Raw genomic sequence first — 13,108 nt, 5'->3', positions numbered from 1 at the left:
GTGCCGTCGATCAGCTTCGAGGTCAGGATGGCGTTGCCCAGCTGGAAGCGGATCTTGCTCGCCGACAGGCTGATTTCGACATTGCCCTCCGCCTCGTCGAGCAGCTTGCGGATTTCGGTGACGCATTTGCGCGGCACGATGACGTCGGGCATCGTCTCCGCGCCCTCGGGACGGGTGACGGTGTAGCGCGCCAGGCGGTGGCCGTCGGTCGCCGCAGCCTTCAGCACTGGACCCGACGCATCTTCGGCGACGTGCAGGAAGATGCCGTTGAGGTAATAGCGCGTTTCTTCGGTCGAGATCGCAAAGCGCGTCTTGTCGATGATCTGGATCAGCGCAGCGACCGGCAGTTCGAAATTGGTCGGCAGGTCGCCCTCGGCGATCACCGGGAAATCGTCGCGCGGCAGCGTCGGCAGGTTGAAATTCGAACGCCCGGCCTTGACCTGCATTTTTCCTTCCGCGGCGGCGAGACTGACCTCGGCGCCCTCGGGCAGTTTGCGGGCGATTTCGAACAACGTGTGTGCCGACACCGTGGTCGTCCCGGCGGTTTCGACCTTGGCCGCGATGGTTTCGACCACCTGCAAGTCGAGGTCGGTCGCCATCAGCTTCAGCTGGCCCGACGCATCGGCTTCGATCAGGACGTTCGACAGGATGGGAATGGTATTGCGCCGCTCGACCACCGACTGGACGTGGCCAAGGCTCTTCAACAACACTGCGCGTTCGATCGTCGCTTTCATTCTAATCCGCCATCCCTGTGTTTCGCGGGAGAAGTCCCTGAAAGGGCCACCACCAAAGACGATTCGTCGCCTCGATTCCCGGCCCCTGAAAATGCCCACCTTCCTTAACGCACGCATCGGCGCGTGCAAGCCATGCTTGCAAAGCATCCCCAATCGCGCGAACGAAGGCGCGATGCGGCGCTGGGTCTTCCTTTTCCTGATATTGGTAGCGGTGCCCGCCATGACGCTCGCCGCCGCGCCGACGGCGCTCGGCATTTTCGACGGCTGGGGCGCCTTCCGCAATCCCGCCGCGCCGCGCTGCTATGCGCTCGCCGCCCCCTCGGCGACCATCGGCACGCCGCAGGTCAAGGCCTATGCCAGCGTCGGTTACTGGCCCAAGTCGCGCATCCGCGGTCAATTCTATGTCCGCCTGTCGAAAGCGCGCGCGCCGGGGCGCGACCTGCGCCTGACGATCGGCAGCCGCCGCTTCATCCTGACCGGCAACGGCGCGCATGGCTGGGCCAGCGACGCCCGGATGGACGCCGCCATCGTCGCCGCGATGCGATCCGCTCCCAGCATGAGCGTCGCGAGCAGCACGGCGACCGGCGGCGCGATTGCCGACACGTACCGGCTGCGCGGTGCCGCGACGGCGATTGATGCGGCGGCCTTAGGGTGCGCCACGTTGCGGTAAGTTGGTTTCGGAACGTGGTTGTTTTCTGCGTACCCCACACGGGGATCGCATACACCACGCGCATCGATGCCCGCCACATCGGGCGCGAGGAAGATTGAGAAAGGGTATCGGCGAGTTAGCTGAGATAGCGAGTAATGTAGGACGGCAATTTCTGGACACGCTGACACTGTATGGAGAAGTTGCGGCCGATCGGGCTCTCACGATCTGATATTTACCATTTATCAATGCTGTGGCCGACTATCATGCGCGGTTCGCCGTCTTGATCGGAAAATCGAATGCGACAACCGACCACTTTCCTTTCGTCGCTTGGCGTGGCTGCACTGCTGTTGTTGCCAGCACATTCATCGGCGACCGATGCCCACTATGAAGATCGCGAGGACGCGGTGGTCCGGGCCTTCCTGACCGGCCAGCTTGCCAAAGCCAAGGGGAGGCCGGTCTGTTTCAAGCCTACATTGCTGGCCGTTCATCCGGACAGCATCACCCGCCTGCGCAACGGGCCGCCCGAGCCGAAAACGCGCGGAAGCCGCGCCTATGCTCGTGATCTCTCCGTATGGACGCAGGTGCCACGCCGGATTCTCGGAGAGGAACGTGAGATTTCGATTAGCAGCGACGCTTGGAAAGCGCTGCACGCCCGACCCGCAACCTACGGCGAATGTCGGCCGCTTATGCAGTTCACGCTTCACCGCGTCGCGATCAGAAGATCGACCGCGATGATTCACGGCAATCAGGGAAGTGCGTGCGGATCGTCAAGCTTTGGCGCGAATGTCCGCGCGGTCGACGGTCGATGGTCCCCCGTCCATTGGAAGGGCTATTACGCGGTGTCCGGTCCGCCAGCGTGCGGTCGGTTGCCGATCTCGCCCGAGCTTGCCGCCATGCCGGGCTATGTCATGATCGGGGAACCTCCCTAGCACGTCATCCGTGCGCCCGTTTCGACAGTTCCTTCGCCAAGAAATCCAGCACTAGCCGCACCCGCGGCACATGCCGCAACCGCTCGTGGGTCAGCAGCCACAGCCCGGTGGTGTCCTCGCTCTTGGGCGGGATGCAGCGGATCAGGTCGGGTTCGCGGTCGGCGATGAAGGCGGGCAAAATGGTGAGGCCCATGCCCGAACGTACCCCGGCGAGCAGGCCCGTCCCGCTGTCATATTGCATCACCACCGATTCCTCGAGCCCATATTGCTGGAGCCACGCCAGATAGGGTTTCCACACCCCGCCGCCGCCGCCGATGAAGGGATGCGTGGCCAGCTGTTCGCGGCTGTGCGGGATGCCGTGGCGGTCGGCATAATCGCGGCTGCAATAGACCGTCCATGGATTGTCGGCGATACGCCGCCCGACCAGTCCGGCGCCGGTCGGCTGCTTGCTGCTGCGGATCGCGATGTCGGCGGCGCCGCTCGCCAGATCGCGTTGCTCATCTGCTGTGTCCAGTTGAATGTGAATGCCGGGATGCGCCGCGCGCAGGTCGCGCAGGATCGGCGGCAGGATGGTCACCGCAAAAATTTCCATTGCCGTCAGGCTGACCGTGCCGCCCACTTCGCGCGATGACGCGCTGGCCGCTTCGCCAAAACGATCGGCGGCTTCGCGCACCGCCGCGGCGCTCCCCAGCATCGCCTCTCCCACCGGGGTCAGCGCGTAGCCCGCCTGCCGCCGCTCGAACAGGTTAAGCCCCGTTGCCGCCTCCAACGCCGCGATGCGACGCGCGACGGTCGTCTGGCTGACGCGCAGTGCCTGTGCGGCGGACAAGGTGCTGCCCGTTTCGGCGACGGCCAGAAAGGCTTTGAGGTCGTTCCAATCATACATGGCGTCTTGTGCGACATAAGCGGCTTCGCGGCATTCTGCAATTTTGCAGAATGGTCGCGCAACATCGTTGCTCCTGCTGCCCCGCCCAATCGCTTATCTGCGCCGTACCGGCTTCCTCCCCTCCTCTTTGGCCGGTCGATGGAGACATGAGATGAAAAAGCTTCTGATCCTCGCCGCGCTGGCCGCCACTTCGGTTGGTCAGCCCGTCCTCGCCCAATCGGCACCCGCGAACCCGAGCATCGCGGTCCAGCACCGCGACCTCGATCTGCGGACCGAGGCTGGAACCAAGAGCCTCGACCGCCGCATTTGGCGCGCGGTTGTCGAAGTGTGCGGCACCGCGTCGGATTTCGATCTGAAAGGCAAAAACGACGTTCGGCAATGCCGTACCGACACCCGGCTGGCCGCTTCGGCGCAGGCCGATGTGGCGATCGCCGACGCGACGCGCAATCAGGCGATCCGCGTCAGCTCGATCCGCAAATGAGCCGCGGCGCCGGGGCGGTGTCGGCTGGCGAAAGGCGGCGAGAGTTCTAACGCTTTCCTATTTCACCAGCCCCTGCCCCGGCACCCAGCGCTGGTCGCAGCTGGCCGTCTGACCCAATTGCACCCGGTCCCAAACCGCCTTGTCGGCATCGTTTCCTATGATCCGCGGCTTTGCCAGCGGTCGCCGGTCGAGATATAATCCACTGATAAAGGCGGTCAGTTGCTTGCCCTCGATCATGCGCGACGCTTTGGAATAGACAACATAGATTTGCGGCAGCTGTCCGCGCCGCACAACCGTCTGCGTCTTGGTCGAAGCGACCTCCACATCGCCCGCGCCGGGGGCCGACAGCCCGTTGTAATCGGCGAAAATCCACTGGCCCGCCGGACCCGAGATCAGCAGTTCGACCCCGCTCGACCCCGCCCCATTGACCTCTGCCTTTTCGCCGGGCTCCAGCATGATCGTCGAATGGCGAGTGCAGACCTTCTGTCCAGTCGCGGCATGCGCGGGCGGACTTGCAAGGATGAGCGTCGCGAGGGCGGCGGAAAGATAGCGGCGCATCAAATATCCTCTCAGCTTCGGCGGGACACCCTAGGGCGACCGGCCCGACCCGCCACCCTTGGCGATGTACCGGTTCAAGCGGGCGGGACCATGCGGGCGCTTCGCGCCACAATTGCGCTTTCCTGCCTTCGCCCCTATATGGCCGCCCATCATGCAGATTCCCGGCCATATCGACCCCGTCACGACGGGCACCGTCCCGCTGCGCGGCGGCAACCGCATCGACCTGATCGGGCTGACCCGCGACGCGATCGGCGGGGTGCTCGTTGAGGCGGGGCTCGACGCCAAGGCCGCGAAGCTGCGCGCCAAGCAGATCTGGCACTGGATGTACCACCGCGGCGTCACCGATTTCGAGGCGATGACCGATATCGCCAAGACGATGCGCCCCTGGCTGACCGACCGTTTCATCATCGGCCGCCCGACAGTGCGCGAGGCGCAGGTGTCGAGCGACGGGACGCGCAAATGGCTGCTCGCCGCCGCCGACGGCCAGGAATATGAGATGGTCTTCATCCCCGATGCCGATCGGGGAACGCTGTGCGTGTCGAGCCAGGTTGGCTGCACCCTAAACTGCCGTTTCTGCCACACCGGCACGATGCGCCTCGTCCGCAACCTCGCCGCGGGCGAGATCGTCGGGCAGGTGATGCTGGCGCGCGACGAGCTGGGCGAATGGCCGAAGGGGACGATGGCGGGTTTCGGCCCCGACCCCGAGGATGATGACGACGAAGAAGGCGGTCACTACACCGCCGACGGCCGCATCCTGACCAACATCGTGATGATGGGCATGGGCGAGCCGTTGTATAATTTCGACGAGGTCAAGGGCGCGCTGAAGATCGTGATGGACGGCGACGGCCTCGCGCTGTCGCGGCGCCGGATCACGCTGTCGACCAGCGGCGTGGTGCCGATGATGGCGCGCGCGGGCGAAGAAATCGGCGTCAATCTGGCGGTGTCGCTGCATGCGGTGTCGAAGGAAGTGCGCGACGAAATCGTACCGCTCAACCGCAAATATGGCATCGATGAATTGCTGAAGGCATGCGCCGATTATCCGGGCGCCGGCAATTCGCGGCGGATCACGTTCGAATATGTGATGCTGAAGGATAAGAACGACAGCGACGACGATGCGCGCGAGCTCGTCCGGCTGATCCGCGAATATGGGCTGCACGCCAAGGTCAACCTGATCCCGTTCAATCCCTGGCCCGGCGCGATGTATGAATGTTCGTCGCCCGAGCGAGTCCGCGCGTTCAGCAACCTGATTTTCAAGGCGGGGATTTCGGCGCCGGTCCGCACCCCGCGCGGGCGCGACATCATGGCGGCCTGCGGCCAGCTCAAGAGCGCCGCGACGAAGCCTACGCGCGCCGAACTCGACCGGATTGCAGACGAGAAACAGGCCGCGCTGGGCTAGTCCATTTTACGTCATCCCGGCGAAGGCCGGGATCTCTCCCTCGCGTCTCCAAGCACCGGCGAGATCCCGGCATTCGCCGGGATGACGAAATTGGAGTGCGGTTTTCCGTCAGATTCTGCCATTTCAGCTGCATAGCTATTCTGTACTGTGTGGTAAAAATAACACAGGTAAGAAAATTGTCACATGATGACACTTCCGTTCATTGAAGCGACAGCTGCGAACGCCATTTAGGCGCTGGACCGCGGCCCAAAGGGCGTGGCCATGTAAAGCAGAAGGAAAACAAAATGAAGAAATTCGCAGTTGCAGCCGCTCTCCTGACGGCCATCGTTGCAACCCCGGCCATGGCAGCCGAAGGCGGCGAAGGCCGCGTCGAAGTGCGCGGCGGCCTGATCACCGGCAACGGCATCGACGAAGGCACCATTGGCCTCGCCGCTGGCTATGACTTCGACCTTGGCTCGGCCGCATTTGTCGGCGCCGAAGTCGCGGGCGACAAGGTGCTTGTCGACGGTGCGGACGTCCAGTTCTCGGCCGGTGGTCGCGTCGGCGCCAAGGTTGGCGCGAACGGCAAGGCCTATGTTACCGCTGGCTACACCTTCAGCGACATCGAAGATCCGTACGTCGGCGCCGGTTATCAGCACAAGCTGGGCCAGAACCTGTACGCCAAGGCCGAATATCGTCACCAGTTCATCGAGAACTTCGGCGACTTCGACACCTTTGTTGCAGGCGTCGGCTTCGCGTTCTGATTTTTCGGAACCGCGCTGAAACGGGAAGGGGCGGCCGTTTGGTCGCCCCTTTTCATTTGTGCGCAACCCGGCCACGGTGAGCTGATGACGGCTTTTTTCTATATCGCCGCCGCGGTCGCCGAAATCGCGGGTTGCTTTGCCTTTTGGGCGTGGCTGCGGCTGGACAAGTCGGTGTGGTGGCTGGCGCCCGGCATGGCGTCGCTGGCGCTGTTCGCTTATTTGCTGACGCTCGTGGACGCCGAACATGCGGGACGCACTTACGCTGCTTATGGCGGAGTCTATATCGTCGCGGCGCTCTTGTGGCTGTGGGCGGTCGAAGGCGCGAAACCCGACCGCTGGGATCTGATTGGGGCGGCGGTGTGCCTAGGCGGCGCGGCCATTATCCTGTTCGGGCCGCGGGGGAGTTAGGCATTTCGATTCTCCCTGTGGCGAAGCCATGGGGAGGTGGCAGTCCGCAGGACTGACGGAGGGGCATTGGCGCACCGGTGTCGCCCCTCCACCATCGCCTGCGGCGACGGTCCCCCTCCCCATCGCTTCGCCACAGGGAGGATCGATTTATCCCGCGTCGGGCAATGCCTGCTCGACCAGCGGCGCCAGCGCTTCTGCCACCACCGTCACCCCCTTTGCATTGGGGTGCATATTGTCGCCCAGCATCAGCGCCTTGTCGGTCACGACATTGTCAAGGATGAAGGGATAGAAACTCACATCATATTTGGCGACGAGCTCCGAATAGATCGGGTTGAATTTCTTCGCATAATCGCTGCCCATGTTCGGTGCGGCCATCATGCCGGTGAGCAGCACCGGAATCTCGCGCTTCTGAAGCTCGGCGAGCATCGCGTCGAGGTTGGCACGCGTCTGGTCGGGGCCAATACCGCGCAGCATGTCGTTGCCGCCGAGCCCGAGCAGCACCAGCGCCGGCTTCACCTTTGCATTGTCGAGCACATAGGTCAGCCGCTGGCGCCCTGCCGCGGTGGTATCGCCAGACACTCCGGCGTTTTGCACCCGCGCCACCACGCCGTCGGCGGCTAGCGCCGTCTGCAATTGCGGCGCCAAGCCCTCTTTCGGCCCAAGCTGATACCCGGCGTACAGGCTGTCACCGAAAGCGATGACGAGCGGTGCGTCGGCCGGAATCGCGGGGGCTGCCTTGGCAGCTACCTTGTCGTTGGTCGAAGCCGACGGGTTTTCCGCCGATCCACACCCGGCAAGCGGTTGGCAAAGCGCAATCGCGCAACCATATACAGCGTAAGAGCGCCATCCGGTCGTTCTCATTTCCAAAGGGTCCTTTCCTTGACCGACGCTCGACTTTCGCCTGATATGGCGATCGCCGCCCATAATGTGACGCTGACCCTCGGCAGCGACAAGGCCCCCGTCGAAATTTTGCGCGGCGTCGATCTGGAGGTGCCCGCGGGCGCATCGGTCGCGCTGCTCGGCCCGTCGGGCTCGGGCAAAAGCTCGCTGATGGCGGTGCTCGCCGGGCTGGAGCGCGCCAATGGCGGCAGCATCCGCGTCGCGGGGCTCGATTTCACCACGATGGACGAGGACGTATTGGCGCGCGCGCGGCGTGGTCGTATCGGCATCGTGCTCCAAGCGTTCCATCTGCTACCGACGATGACCGCACTCGAAAATGTCGCGGTGCCGCTCGAGCTGGCGGGGATCGCCGATCCGTTCGGGCGCGCCGCCGCCGAACTCGAAGCCGTCGGACTCGGCCACCGCCTGACCCATTATCCGGCGCAACTGTCGGGCGGCGAGCAGCAGCGCGTTGCGATCGCACGCGCCATGGCAAGCTCGCCCGCGATCATCTTTGCCGACGAGCCAACGGGCAATCTCGACACCGCGACCGGCCATGCGATCATCGACCTGATTTTTGCACGCCGCGCGGCGTTGGGCGCGACGTTGTTGATTATCACGCATGATCCAGAGCTAGCGCAGCACTGCGACCGGGTTGTTGTGATGCACGATGGGCGCATTGAGGAACGGGTAGCGTGACGCCGCCTCCCAAGTCCGTTCGTGTCGAGCGAAGTCGAGACCCCCCTCACCACAGCGCTTGCCTGCCGGGTGTCTCGACTTCGCTCGAAACGAACGGGGTAAGGGAGTCCTTGATCTGATGCTCCCCCTCGCCTCCCTCTGGCGGATCGCGCGCCGCGACCTCGCGACGCGCATCCGCGGCCTGCGCCTGCTCGCGGTGTGCCTGTTCCTCGGCGTCGCGACGCTTGCGGCGATCGGCAGTCTGACGCGCGGTATTACCTCCGAGCTTGAGGTCCGCGGGCAGACGATCCTCGGCGGCGATATCGAATTCGGCATTCCGCAGCGTGAGGCGACCGCCGAAGAAATGGCGGCATTCCGCAAAGCAGGAACGACTTCGTCCACTGTGCGGATGCGCGCAATGGCCAACGCGCCCGAGGGCGACGCGCTATTGTCCGAGCTCAAGGCGGTCGATGGCGCCTATCCGCTCTATGGCGCGCTACGGCTGGAAAGCGGCGTGCGCCGTGGCCCGCCGCCCGCAGGCAGCATCTGGATCGGCAAGGATCTCGCATCGCGGCTTGACCTGAAAGTCGGCGGCCGAGTGAAGTTCGGCGAAAAAGCGTTCCTTATTGACGGCGTCATCGCCGAAGAACCCGACCGGCTGGGCGAAGGCTTCACCCTTGGCCCGGTCGCGATCATCGGCATCGCCGACCTGCCCGCGACCCAGCTGATCCAGCCGGGCAGCCTGTTCGAAAGCAAATATCGCGTCCGCCTGCCCGATAGCGCCAACCCCGAAGCAGTCGGCGAGGCGCTGACCGCCGAATTCCCCGGCGCGGGCTGGGACATCACCGACCGCAGCAACGGCGCCCCCGGAACGCGGCGCTTTATCGAGCGCATGGGCCAATTCCTGTCGCTCGTCGGCCTTGCTGCTTTGGTGATCGCCGGGATCGGCGTGGGCAACGGCGTCGCGAGCTATCTGGCGGGCAAACGCCCCGGTCTCGCGACGCTCAAGGTGCTCGGCGCCGACAGCGCAACGGTGCTGCGCATTTATGGCTTGCAGATATTGGCCGTTGCCGCGGTGTCGATCTTTGCCGGGCTGGTGGTCGGCGCGCTGGCGCCGTTCGCAATCGGCGCGATTGCGGGCGACGTGCTGCCCGTCCGCCCGGGCTTCGCGCTCTATCCGCTGCCGCTTGCGGTCAGCGCCGCTTATGGGCTGCTGATCGCCATCGCCTTTGCGATGCCGCCGCTTGCCGCCACGAAGCATATTCCCGCCGCGGGGCTCTATCGTGCGACGGTCGACAAGGCAGCGCGGATCGACCGGCCCGCGCTGGTCGCCGTCGCGGTGGCGCTGATCGCGATCATCGCGCTCGCGGTCGGCACTGCGCGTGAGCCTTTGTTTGCGCTGGGCTTTATTGGCGCCGCAATCGGTTTGCTGCTGATCCTCGTCGGACTCGGCTGGCTGGTGCGCCGCATCGCGAGCCGCCTGCCCCGCCCGCGCCGCCCCTTGCTGCGCCTTGCGCTCGCCAATCTGCACCGACCAGGCGCCTCGACCGGCGCGCTGGTGGTGGCGCTCGGGCTGGGCCTGACCCTGTTCGTGACGCTTGCCGCGATCCAGACCAGCATCACCAACGAGATTGCACGCACCGTGCCGCAGCGCGCGCCGAGCTTTTTCGTGCTCGACGTCCCGCGCGACGGCGCCGCGCAATTCCGGTCGATGGTGACCAAGGCCGCCCCCGACGCGCAGATCAACATGATCCCGGCGCTGCGCGGCAGCGTCACCGAATTTCGCGGCCAGCGCGTCGACGAACTCGCCGAATTGCCCGAGGGGGCGTGGGTGCTGCGCGGCGACCGCGGGCTGACGTACAGCGCGGTGCCGCCCAGCGGCAGCGAACTGGTTGGCGGCCAATGGTGGGCCGCGGATTACAAGGGACCGCCGCTGGTCAGCGTCGAGGACGAAGTTGCGACTTCGCTGGGCCTCAAGATCGGCGACACGCTGAGCGTCAATGTGCTGGGGGTCGAGGTGCAGGCCAAGGTCGCATCCTTCCGCACGGTGCAGTGGGACAATTTCGGGCTCAACTATGTGCTCGTATTCTCGCCCGGCACCTTCGATGCCGCGCCGCACAATATGGTCGCGACGGTCGCCGTCGATGCGCAGGCCGAAACCGAGCTGGCGCGCAGCATCCCGCGCGCCTTCCCCTCGGCCTCGCTGATCGCGGTGCGCGACGTCGTGTCGCAAGTTACCATCCTGCTCACCCAAATGAGTCAGGCCATTGCCGCGGCCGCAAGCATCGCGATCCTCGCCGGCATTGCGGTGCTGATCGGCGCGATTGCCGCCAGCCGCGAACGCCGCGTCTACGACAGCGTCATCCTGAAACTGCTCGGCGCGACGCGGCGCCAGATCTTGGGCGCGCAGGCGATGGAATATGCCGTGCTCGCCGCGGTCCTGGCGGTGCTGGCGCTTGGACTGGGCCTGATCGCGGCGCGCTATGTCGTCGTCAGCCTGTTCGACTTCACCTTCGCCCCCGACCCGCTGATCGTCGGCGCGACGCTGATCGGCGGGGCGGGATTGTCGTTCCTGATCGGTATCGCGGGCAGTTGGCCCTTGTTGTCGGCGAAACCGGCGCAGGCGCTGCGGAGCCTATAGCCGCCATCAATATCCGTTCGTGTCGAGCGCAGTCGAGACACCGGGAGGTCAGACGCCGCCGATGGGTGTCTCGACTTCGCTCGACACGAACGGGCTAGTTCAGGATCCGCACCACCGCCGCCACCGCAGCAATGCCCAGCACAACCGCGACCATTGCCTGCCACACATTCGGCGCGACGCGGCCGAAGTGACGGCCGCCGACATAATTGCCGATCCACATCGGCGCGAAGAGCAGCAGCGACAGGATCAGCAACCGCGAGGTGGCAATCCCAACCCATAGCGCTGCCAGCGTCCCGGCGATGGCGGTCGCGAAAAAGATCAGCATCATCGACGCGCGCGACGTCTTGGGCGGCAGCGCGCTGCGCAGGTAAAAGGGCACGACCGGCGGCCCGGGCATCGCCGCAAAGCCGGTCAATATGCCCGACACCACACCCGTTCCACCAATCGCCAGCCGACCCGGGCGATGCCCCTCGGGCTGTTTGGGCAGCAGCACCGCGACGAAGGCGCCGACCGCGACCAGCGTAATCAGCAGCCGCGCCACGTCGGGCGTCGTCGCGTCGAGCACGATCATCCCGAGCGGGGTCGCGGCCATCGCGACCAGCGCGATCGGTACGGCGGTCGCGCGGTCGGCGTCGGCGAGGATGACCTTCAGCCCGACCGGCCCGATCAGCAGTTGCAGCAGGATGCCGAGCACCACCGCCTCGCCCGGGGTGATAATCAGCCCGAGCAAAGGCACGAGGATAATCGCCATCCCGAACCCGGTGAGCCCGCGCACATAGGCGGCGCCAAAGGTCATCGCCGCGGCACCGGCAAGGGTGAGCGGGGCAAGCCCGACCAGCTGCGCGAGACCGGTCATGGCGCAGTGGCCAGCGTGCGACAGTCGTGAACGAAAAGCAGGGGAACCTCCGGGCGCCCGAAGGGGCAGCCCCAATCGATACGGCAAGACCGCAGCGGCGCCTAGCCCCTTGCCGCCAGGCTCAGGCGAGCGGCCACAGGGCATTCACCGGACGTTCGAGCACCTGCGCGGCGACCGCGTGAAGCCGCGGCGGATCGAAACGTCCCGCGCGCACAGCTCCCGCCAACCACGCCTCGATCGACCCGCCGGTTTCGACCCATCGATCTTGGCGCAGCATGCCATAGATGGCGCCGGCGAGCACATGGATGCCGTCGTCCGCTTTGCGCCAGCGATCCGCCGGATTGCGCGCAACGCCGAGCGCCTCGCTGATCAATTGATCGAGCGCCTGCGCGAGGTCTTCGTTCAGCAAACCGTCGAGCGTCGTGTAACCCCATTTGGGATCATGGTCGGCGACGACGCGCGGGATCAGCGGATCCTTCGCCAGCACCGCGAGCGCCGCCTGCGCCGCGGCGCCGTCCATCGGTACCGGGGGGTGCAGCATTTCGTGCGCGGCATTGCGCACGGTGACCGGCGTGTTCCAATCGGCCGCCTGCAGGAAGGTTTGGCCCTGGACCTTGATCCCGTGCGGTTTGCAAAATTGCAGCAACACCACTTCGATCAGCGGATCGAAAGCCCGCCCGGTCAGCTTTTCGTGCAGGCGAATGACGTCATAGTCGGCAAGATCGCGATCGAGTTCGGCGATCCGCCGCGTGACGGCACCCGCGCGCTCGTCGCGAAAGGCCGCGAAGCCCGCCGTCTGCATCGCTTCAAAAAGCGCCTTGAGCCGGGGCGCTACGCCCACAAGCCAGCGCCAGTCGTTGTCGTTCCAATAGGGGCTGGCGCGATAAGCCGGTAACAGCCGCGCCTCGGGGGCCGCAACGCCCGCGATCAAGGCGGGCAGATCGGCGTCGCTGCCGTTGGAGAACAGCACCGACAGATTGGGTCCAAGCAGGCCGAAGCCGCTGCGCTCGGCTTCTTTCGACAAAACGGGAATATCGGCGCGAACGGTAGCGGCAAGAAGCGGTGCGAAGGCGTCGGCGTCGGCCTGATAATAGGGGAGATAAAGCTCACCGCCCGCGAGCGGGCCGAGGAAGGCCAGCGCATCGAAGCCTTCGGATGTACGAACTTTCCAGCGCGTGCGCATTGGTGGGCGCTGCGCGTGCGCGAGGGAGGGAATAGCGAAGCTGCCGAGCGATGCGGCGAGGAAGAGACGGCGATCCATGCGGCCGGT

At 65.3% G+C, this 13,108-nt stretch carries 13 protein-coding genes and 1 pseudogene (1 of these 14 running past the window's edge); 8 read left to right on the top strand and 6 right to left on the bottom strand.

Going from position 1 to position 13,108, the window contains the following annotated elements; all coding sequences use genetic code 11:
* Nucleotides 1-734, bottom strand: a pseudogene (gene dnaN / locus B4F07_RS00940) (DNA polymerase III subunit beta); it reaches 339 nt to the left of the window's first position.
* A gap of 172 nt (nucleotides 735-906) precedes the next feature.
* Here dnaN and B4F07_RS00935 point away from each other — a divergent pair.
* Entirely contained in the window at nucleotides 907-1,404 is a 498-nt protein-coding gene (locus tag B4F07_RS00935) for a hypothetical protein (RefSeq protein ID WP_293703617.1), read from the top strand.
* A gap of 275 nt (nucleotides 1,405-1,679) precedes the next feature.
* Nucleotides 1,680-2,312 (top strand): hypothetical protein, encoded by a 633-nt coding sequence (locus B4F07_RS00930; RefSeq protein WP_293704346.1) that lies wholly within the window; start codon nucleotides 1,680-1,682, stop codon nucleotides 2,310-2,312.
* A gap of 4 nt (nucleotides 2,313-2,316) precedes the next feature.
* On the opposite strand, the gene B4F07_RS00925 is transcribed toward B4F07_RS00930, so the two are convergent.
* Nucleotides 2,317-3,198, bottom strand: a complete 882-nt coding sequence (locus B4F07_RS00925; RefSeq protein ID WP_293703621.1) for a LysR family transcriptional regulator — start codon at nucleotides 3,196-3,198, stop codon at nucleotides 2,317-2,319.
* Between the two features lie 151 nt (nucleotides 3,199-3,349).
* Between B4F07_RS00925 and B4F07_RS00920 the strand changes: the two genes are divergently transcribed.
* On the top strand, nucleotides 3,350-3,679 hold the full coding sequence (locus B4F07_RS00920) for a UrcA family protein (protein WP_293703623.1): 330 nt from the start codon (nucleotides 3,350-3,352) through the stop codon (nucleotides 3,677-3,679).
* A 57-nt stretch (nucleotides 3,680-3,736) separates the two neighbouring features.
* Here the strand turns inward: B4F07_RS00920 and B4F07_RS00915 are convergent, their stop codons facing one another.
* Nucleotides 3,737-4,237, bottom strand: a complete 501-nt coding sequence (locus B4F07_RS00915; RefSeq protein ID WP_293703626.1) for a hypothetical protein — start codon at nucleotides 4,235-4,237, stop codon at nucleotides 3,737-3,739.
* Between the two features lie 151 nt (nucleotides 4,238-4,388).
* Between B4F07_RS00915 and rlmN the strand changes: the two genes are divergently transcribed.
* The 3 genes from rlmN to B4F07_RS00900 all read left to right on the top strand — a co-directional run bounded on the left by rlmN (nucleotide 4,389) and on the right by B4F07_RS00900 (nucleotide 6,784).
* Entirely contained in the window at nucleotides 4,389-5,633 is a 1,245-nt protein-coding gene (rlmN, locus tag B4F07_RS00910; protein ID WP_293703629.1) for a 23S rRNA (adenine(2503)-C(2))-methyltransferase RlmN, read from the top strand.
* Nucleotides 5,634-5,917: 284 nt separating this feature from the next.
* Nucleotides 5,918-6,376, top strand: a complete 459-nt coding sequence (locus B4F07_RS00905) for an outer membrane beta-barrel protein (protein ID WP_293703632.1) — start codon at nucleotides 5,918-5,920, stop codon at nucleotides 6,374-6,376.
* 84 nt (nucleotides 6,377-6,460) lie between these two features.
* Entirely contained in the window at nucleotides 6,461-6,784 is a 324-nt protein-coding gene (locus tag B4F07_RS00900) for a YnfA family protein (RefSeq protein ID WP_293703635.1), read from the top strand.
* A 147-nt stretch (nucleotides 6,785-6,931) separates the two neighbouring features.
* On the opposite strand, the gene B4F07_RS00895 is transcribed toward B4F07_RS00900, so the two are convergent.
* Nucleotides 6,932-7,645: an arylesterase gene (locus B4F07_RS00895; RefSeq protein WP_293703638.1), complete on the bottom strand. Its 714-nt coding sequence runs from the start codon at nucleotides 7,643-7,645 to the stop codon at nucleotides 6,932-6,934.
* Between the two features lie 45 nt (nucleotides 7,646-7,690).
* Between B4F07_RS00895 and B4F07_RS00890 the strand changes: the two genes are divergently transcribed.
* Complete coding sequence (locus B4F07_RS00890; RefSeq protein ID WP_293703641.1) at nucleotides 7,691-8,362, top strand: ABC transporter ATP-binding protein; 672 nt, start codon at nucleotides 7,691-7,693, stop codon at nucleotides 8,360-8,362.
* A gap of 118 nt (nucleotides 8,363-8,480) precedes the next feature.
* Nucleotides 8,481-10,982, top strand: coding sequence for an ABC transporter permease (locus B4F07_RS00885; RefSeq protein WP_293703644.1), 2,502 nt, complete (start codon nucleotides 8,481-8,483; stop codon nucleotides 10,980-10,982).
* A gap of 94 nt (nucleotides 10,983-11,076) precedes the next feature.
* On the opposite strand, the gene B4F07_RS00880 is transcribed toward B4F07_RS00885, so the two are convergent.
* Both B4F07_RS00880 and B4F07_RS00875 read right to left on the bottom strand, forming a co-directional pair.
* Nucleotides 11,077-11,838, bottom strand: coding sequence for a sulfite exporter TauE/SafE family protein (locus B4F07_RS00880; RefSeq protein WP_293703647.1), 762 nt, complete (start codon nucleotides 11,836-11,838; stop codon nucleotides 11,077-11,079).
* A gap of 121 nt (nucleotides 11,839-11,959) precedes the next feature.
* Nucleotides 11,960-13,099 (bottom strand): hypothetical protein, encoded by a 1,140-nt coding sequence (locus tag B4F07_RS00875; protein WP_293703650.1) that lies wholly within the window; start codon nucleotides 13,097-13,099, stop codon nucleotides 11,960-11,962.
* Between the last annotated feature and the right edge of the window lie 9 nt (nucleotides 13,100-13,108).

The sequence above is a fragment of the Sphingopyxis sp. UBA6723 genome, assembly GCF_002454115.1.
In the GTDB taxonomy this organism is placed as follows: Bacteria; Pseudomonadota; Alphaproteobacteria; order Sphingomonadales; family Sphingomonadaceae; genus Sphingopyxis.
Note: the sequence above shows the minus strand (reverse complement) of the source record. Positions and strands in the feature narration are given on the sequence as shown.

What these genes read in the sequence shown, in the direction of transcription:
- B4F07_RS00905 (WP_293703632.1), top strand. Translation starts at nt 5,918, where the DNA reads ATGAAGAAATTCGCAGTTGCAGCCGCTCTCCTGACGGCCATCGTTGCA.
- B4F07_RS00930 (WP_293704346.1), top strand. Translation starts at nt 1,680, where the DNA reads ATGCGACAACCGACCACTTTCCTTTCGTCGCTTGGCGTGGCTGCACTG.
- rlmN (WP_293703629.1), top strand. Translation starts at nt 4,389, where the DNA reads ATGCAGATTCCCGGCCATATCGACCCCGTCACGACGGGCACCGTCCCG.
- B4F07_RS00935 (WP_293703617.1), top strand. Translation starts at nt 907, where the DNA reads ATGCGGCGCTGGGTCTTCCTTTTCCTGATATTGGTAGCGGTGCCCGCC.
- B4F07_RS00915 (WP_293703626.1), bottom strand. Translation starts at nt 4,237, where the DNA reads ATGCGCCGCTATCTTTCCGCCGCCCTCGCGACGCTCATCCTTGCAAGT.
- B4F07_RS00895 (WP_293703638.1), bottom strand. Translation starts at nt 7,645, where the DNA reads ATGAGAACGACCGGATGGCGCTCTTACGCTGTATATGGTTGCGCGATT.
- B4F07_RS00920 (WP_293703623.1), top strand. Translation starts at nt 3,350, where the DNA reads ATGAAAAAGCTTCTGATCCTCGCCGCGCTGGCCGCCACTTCGGTTGGT.
- B4F07_RS00890 (WP_293703641.1), top strand. Translation starts at nt 7,691, where the DNA reads ATGGCGATCGCCGCCCATAATGTGACGCTGACCCTCGGCAGCGACAAG.
- B4F07_RS00925 (WP_293703621.1), bottom strand. Translation starts at nt 3,198, where the DNA reads ATGTATGATTGGAACGACCTCAAAGCCTTTCTGGCCGTCGCCGAAACG.
- B4F07_RS00885 (WP_293703644.1), top strand. Translation starts at nt 8,481, where the DNA reads ATGCTCCCCCTCGCCTCCCTCTGGCGGATCGCGCGCCGCGACCTCGCG.
- B4F07_RS00875 (WP_293703650.1), bottom strand. Translation starts at nt 13,099, where the DNA reads ATGGATCGCCGTCTCTTCCTCGCCGCATCGCTCGGCAGCTTCGCTATT.
- B4F07_RS00900 (WP_293703635.1), top strand. Translation starts at nt 6,461, where the DNA reads ATGACGGCTTTTTTCTATATCGCCGCCGCGGTCGCCGAAATCGCGGGT.
- B4F07_RS00880 (WP_293703647.1), bottom strand. Translation starts at nt 11,838, where the DNA reads ATGACCGGTCTCGCGCAGCTGGTCGGGCTTGCCCCGCTCACCCTTGCC.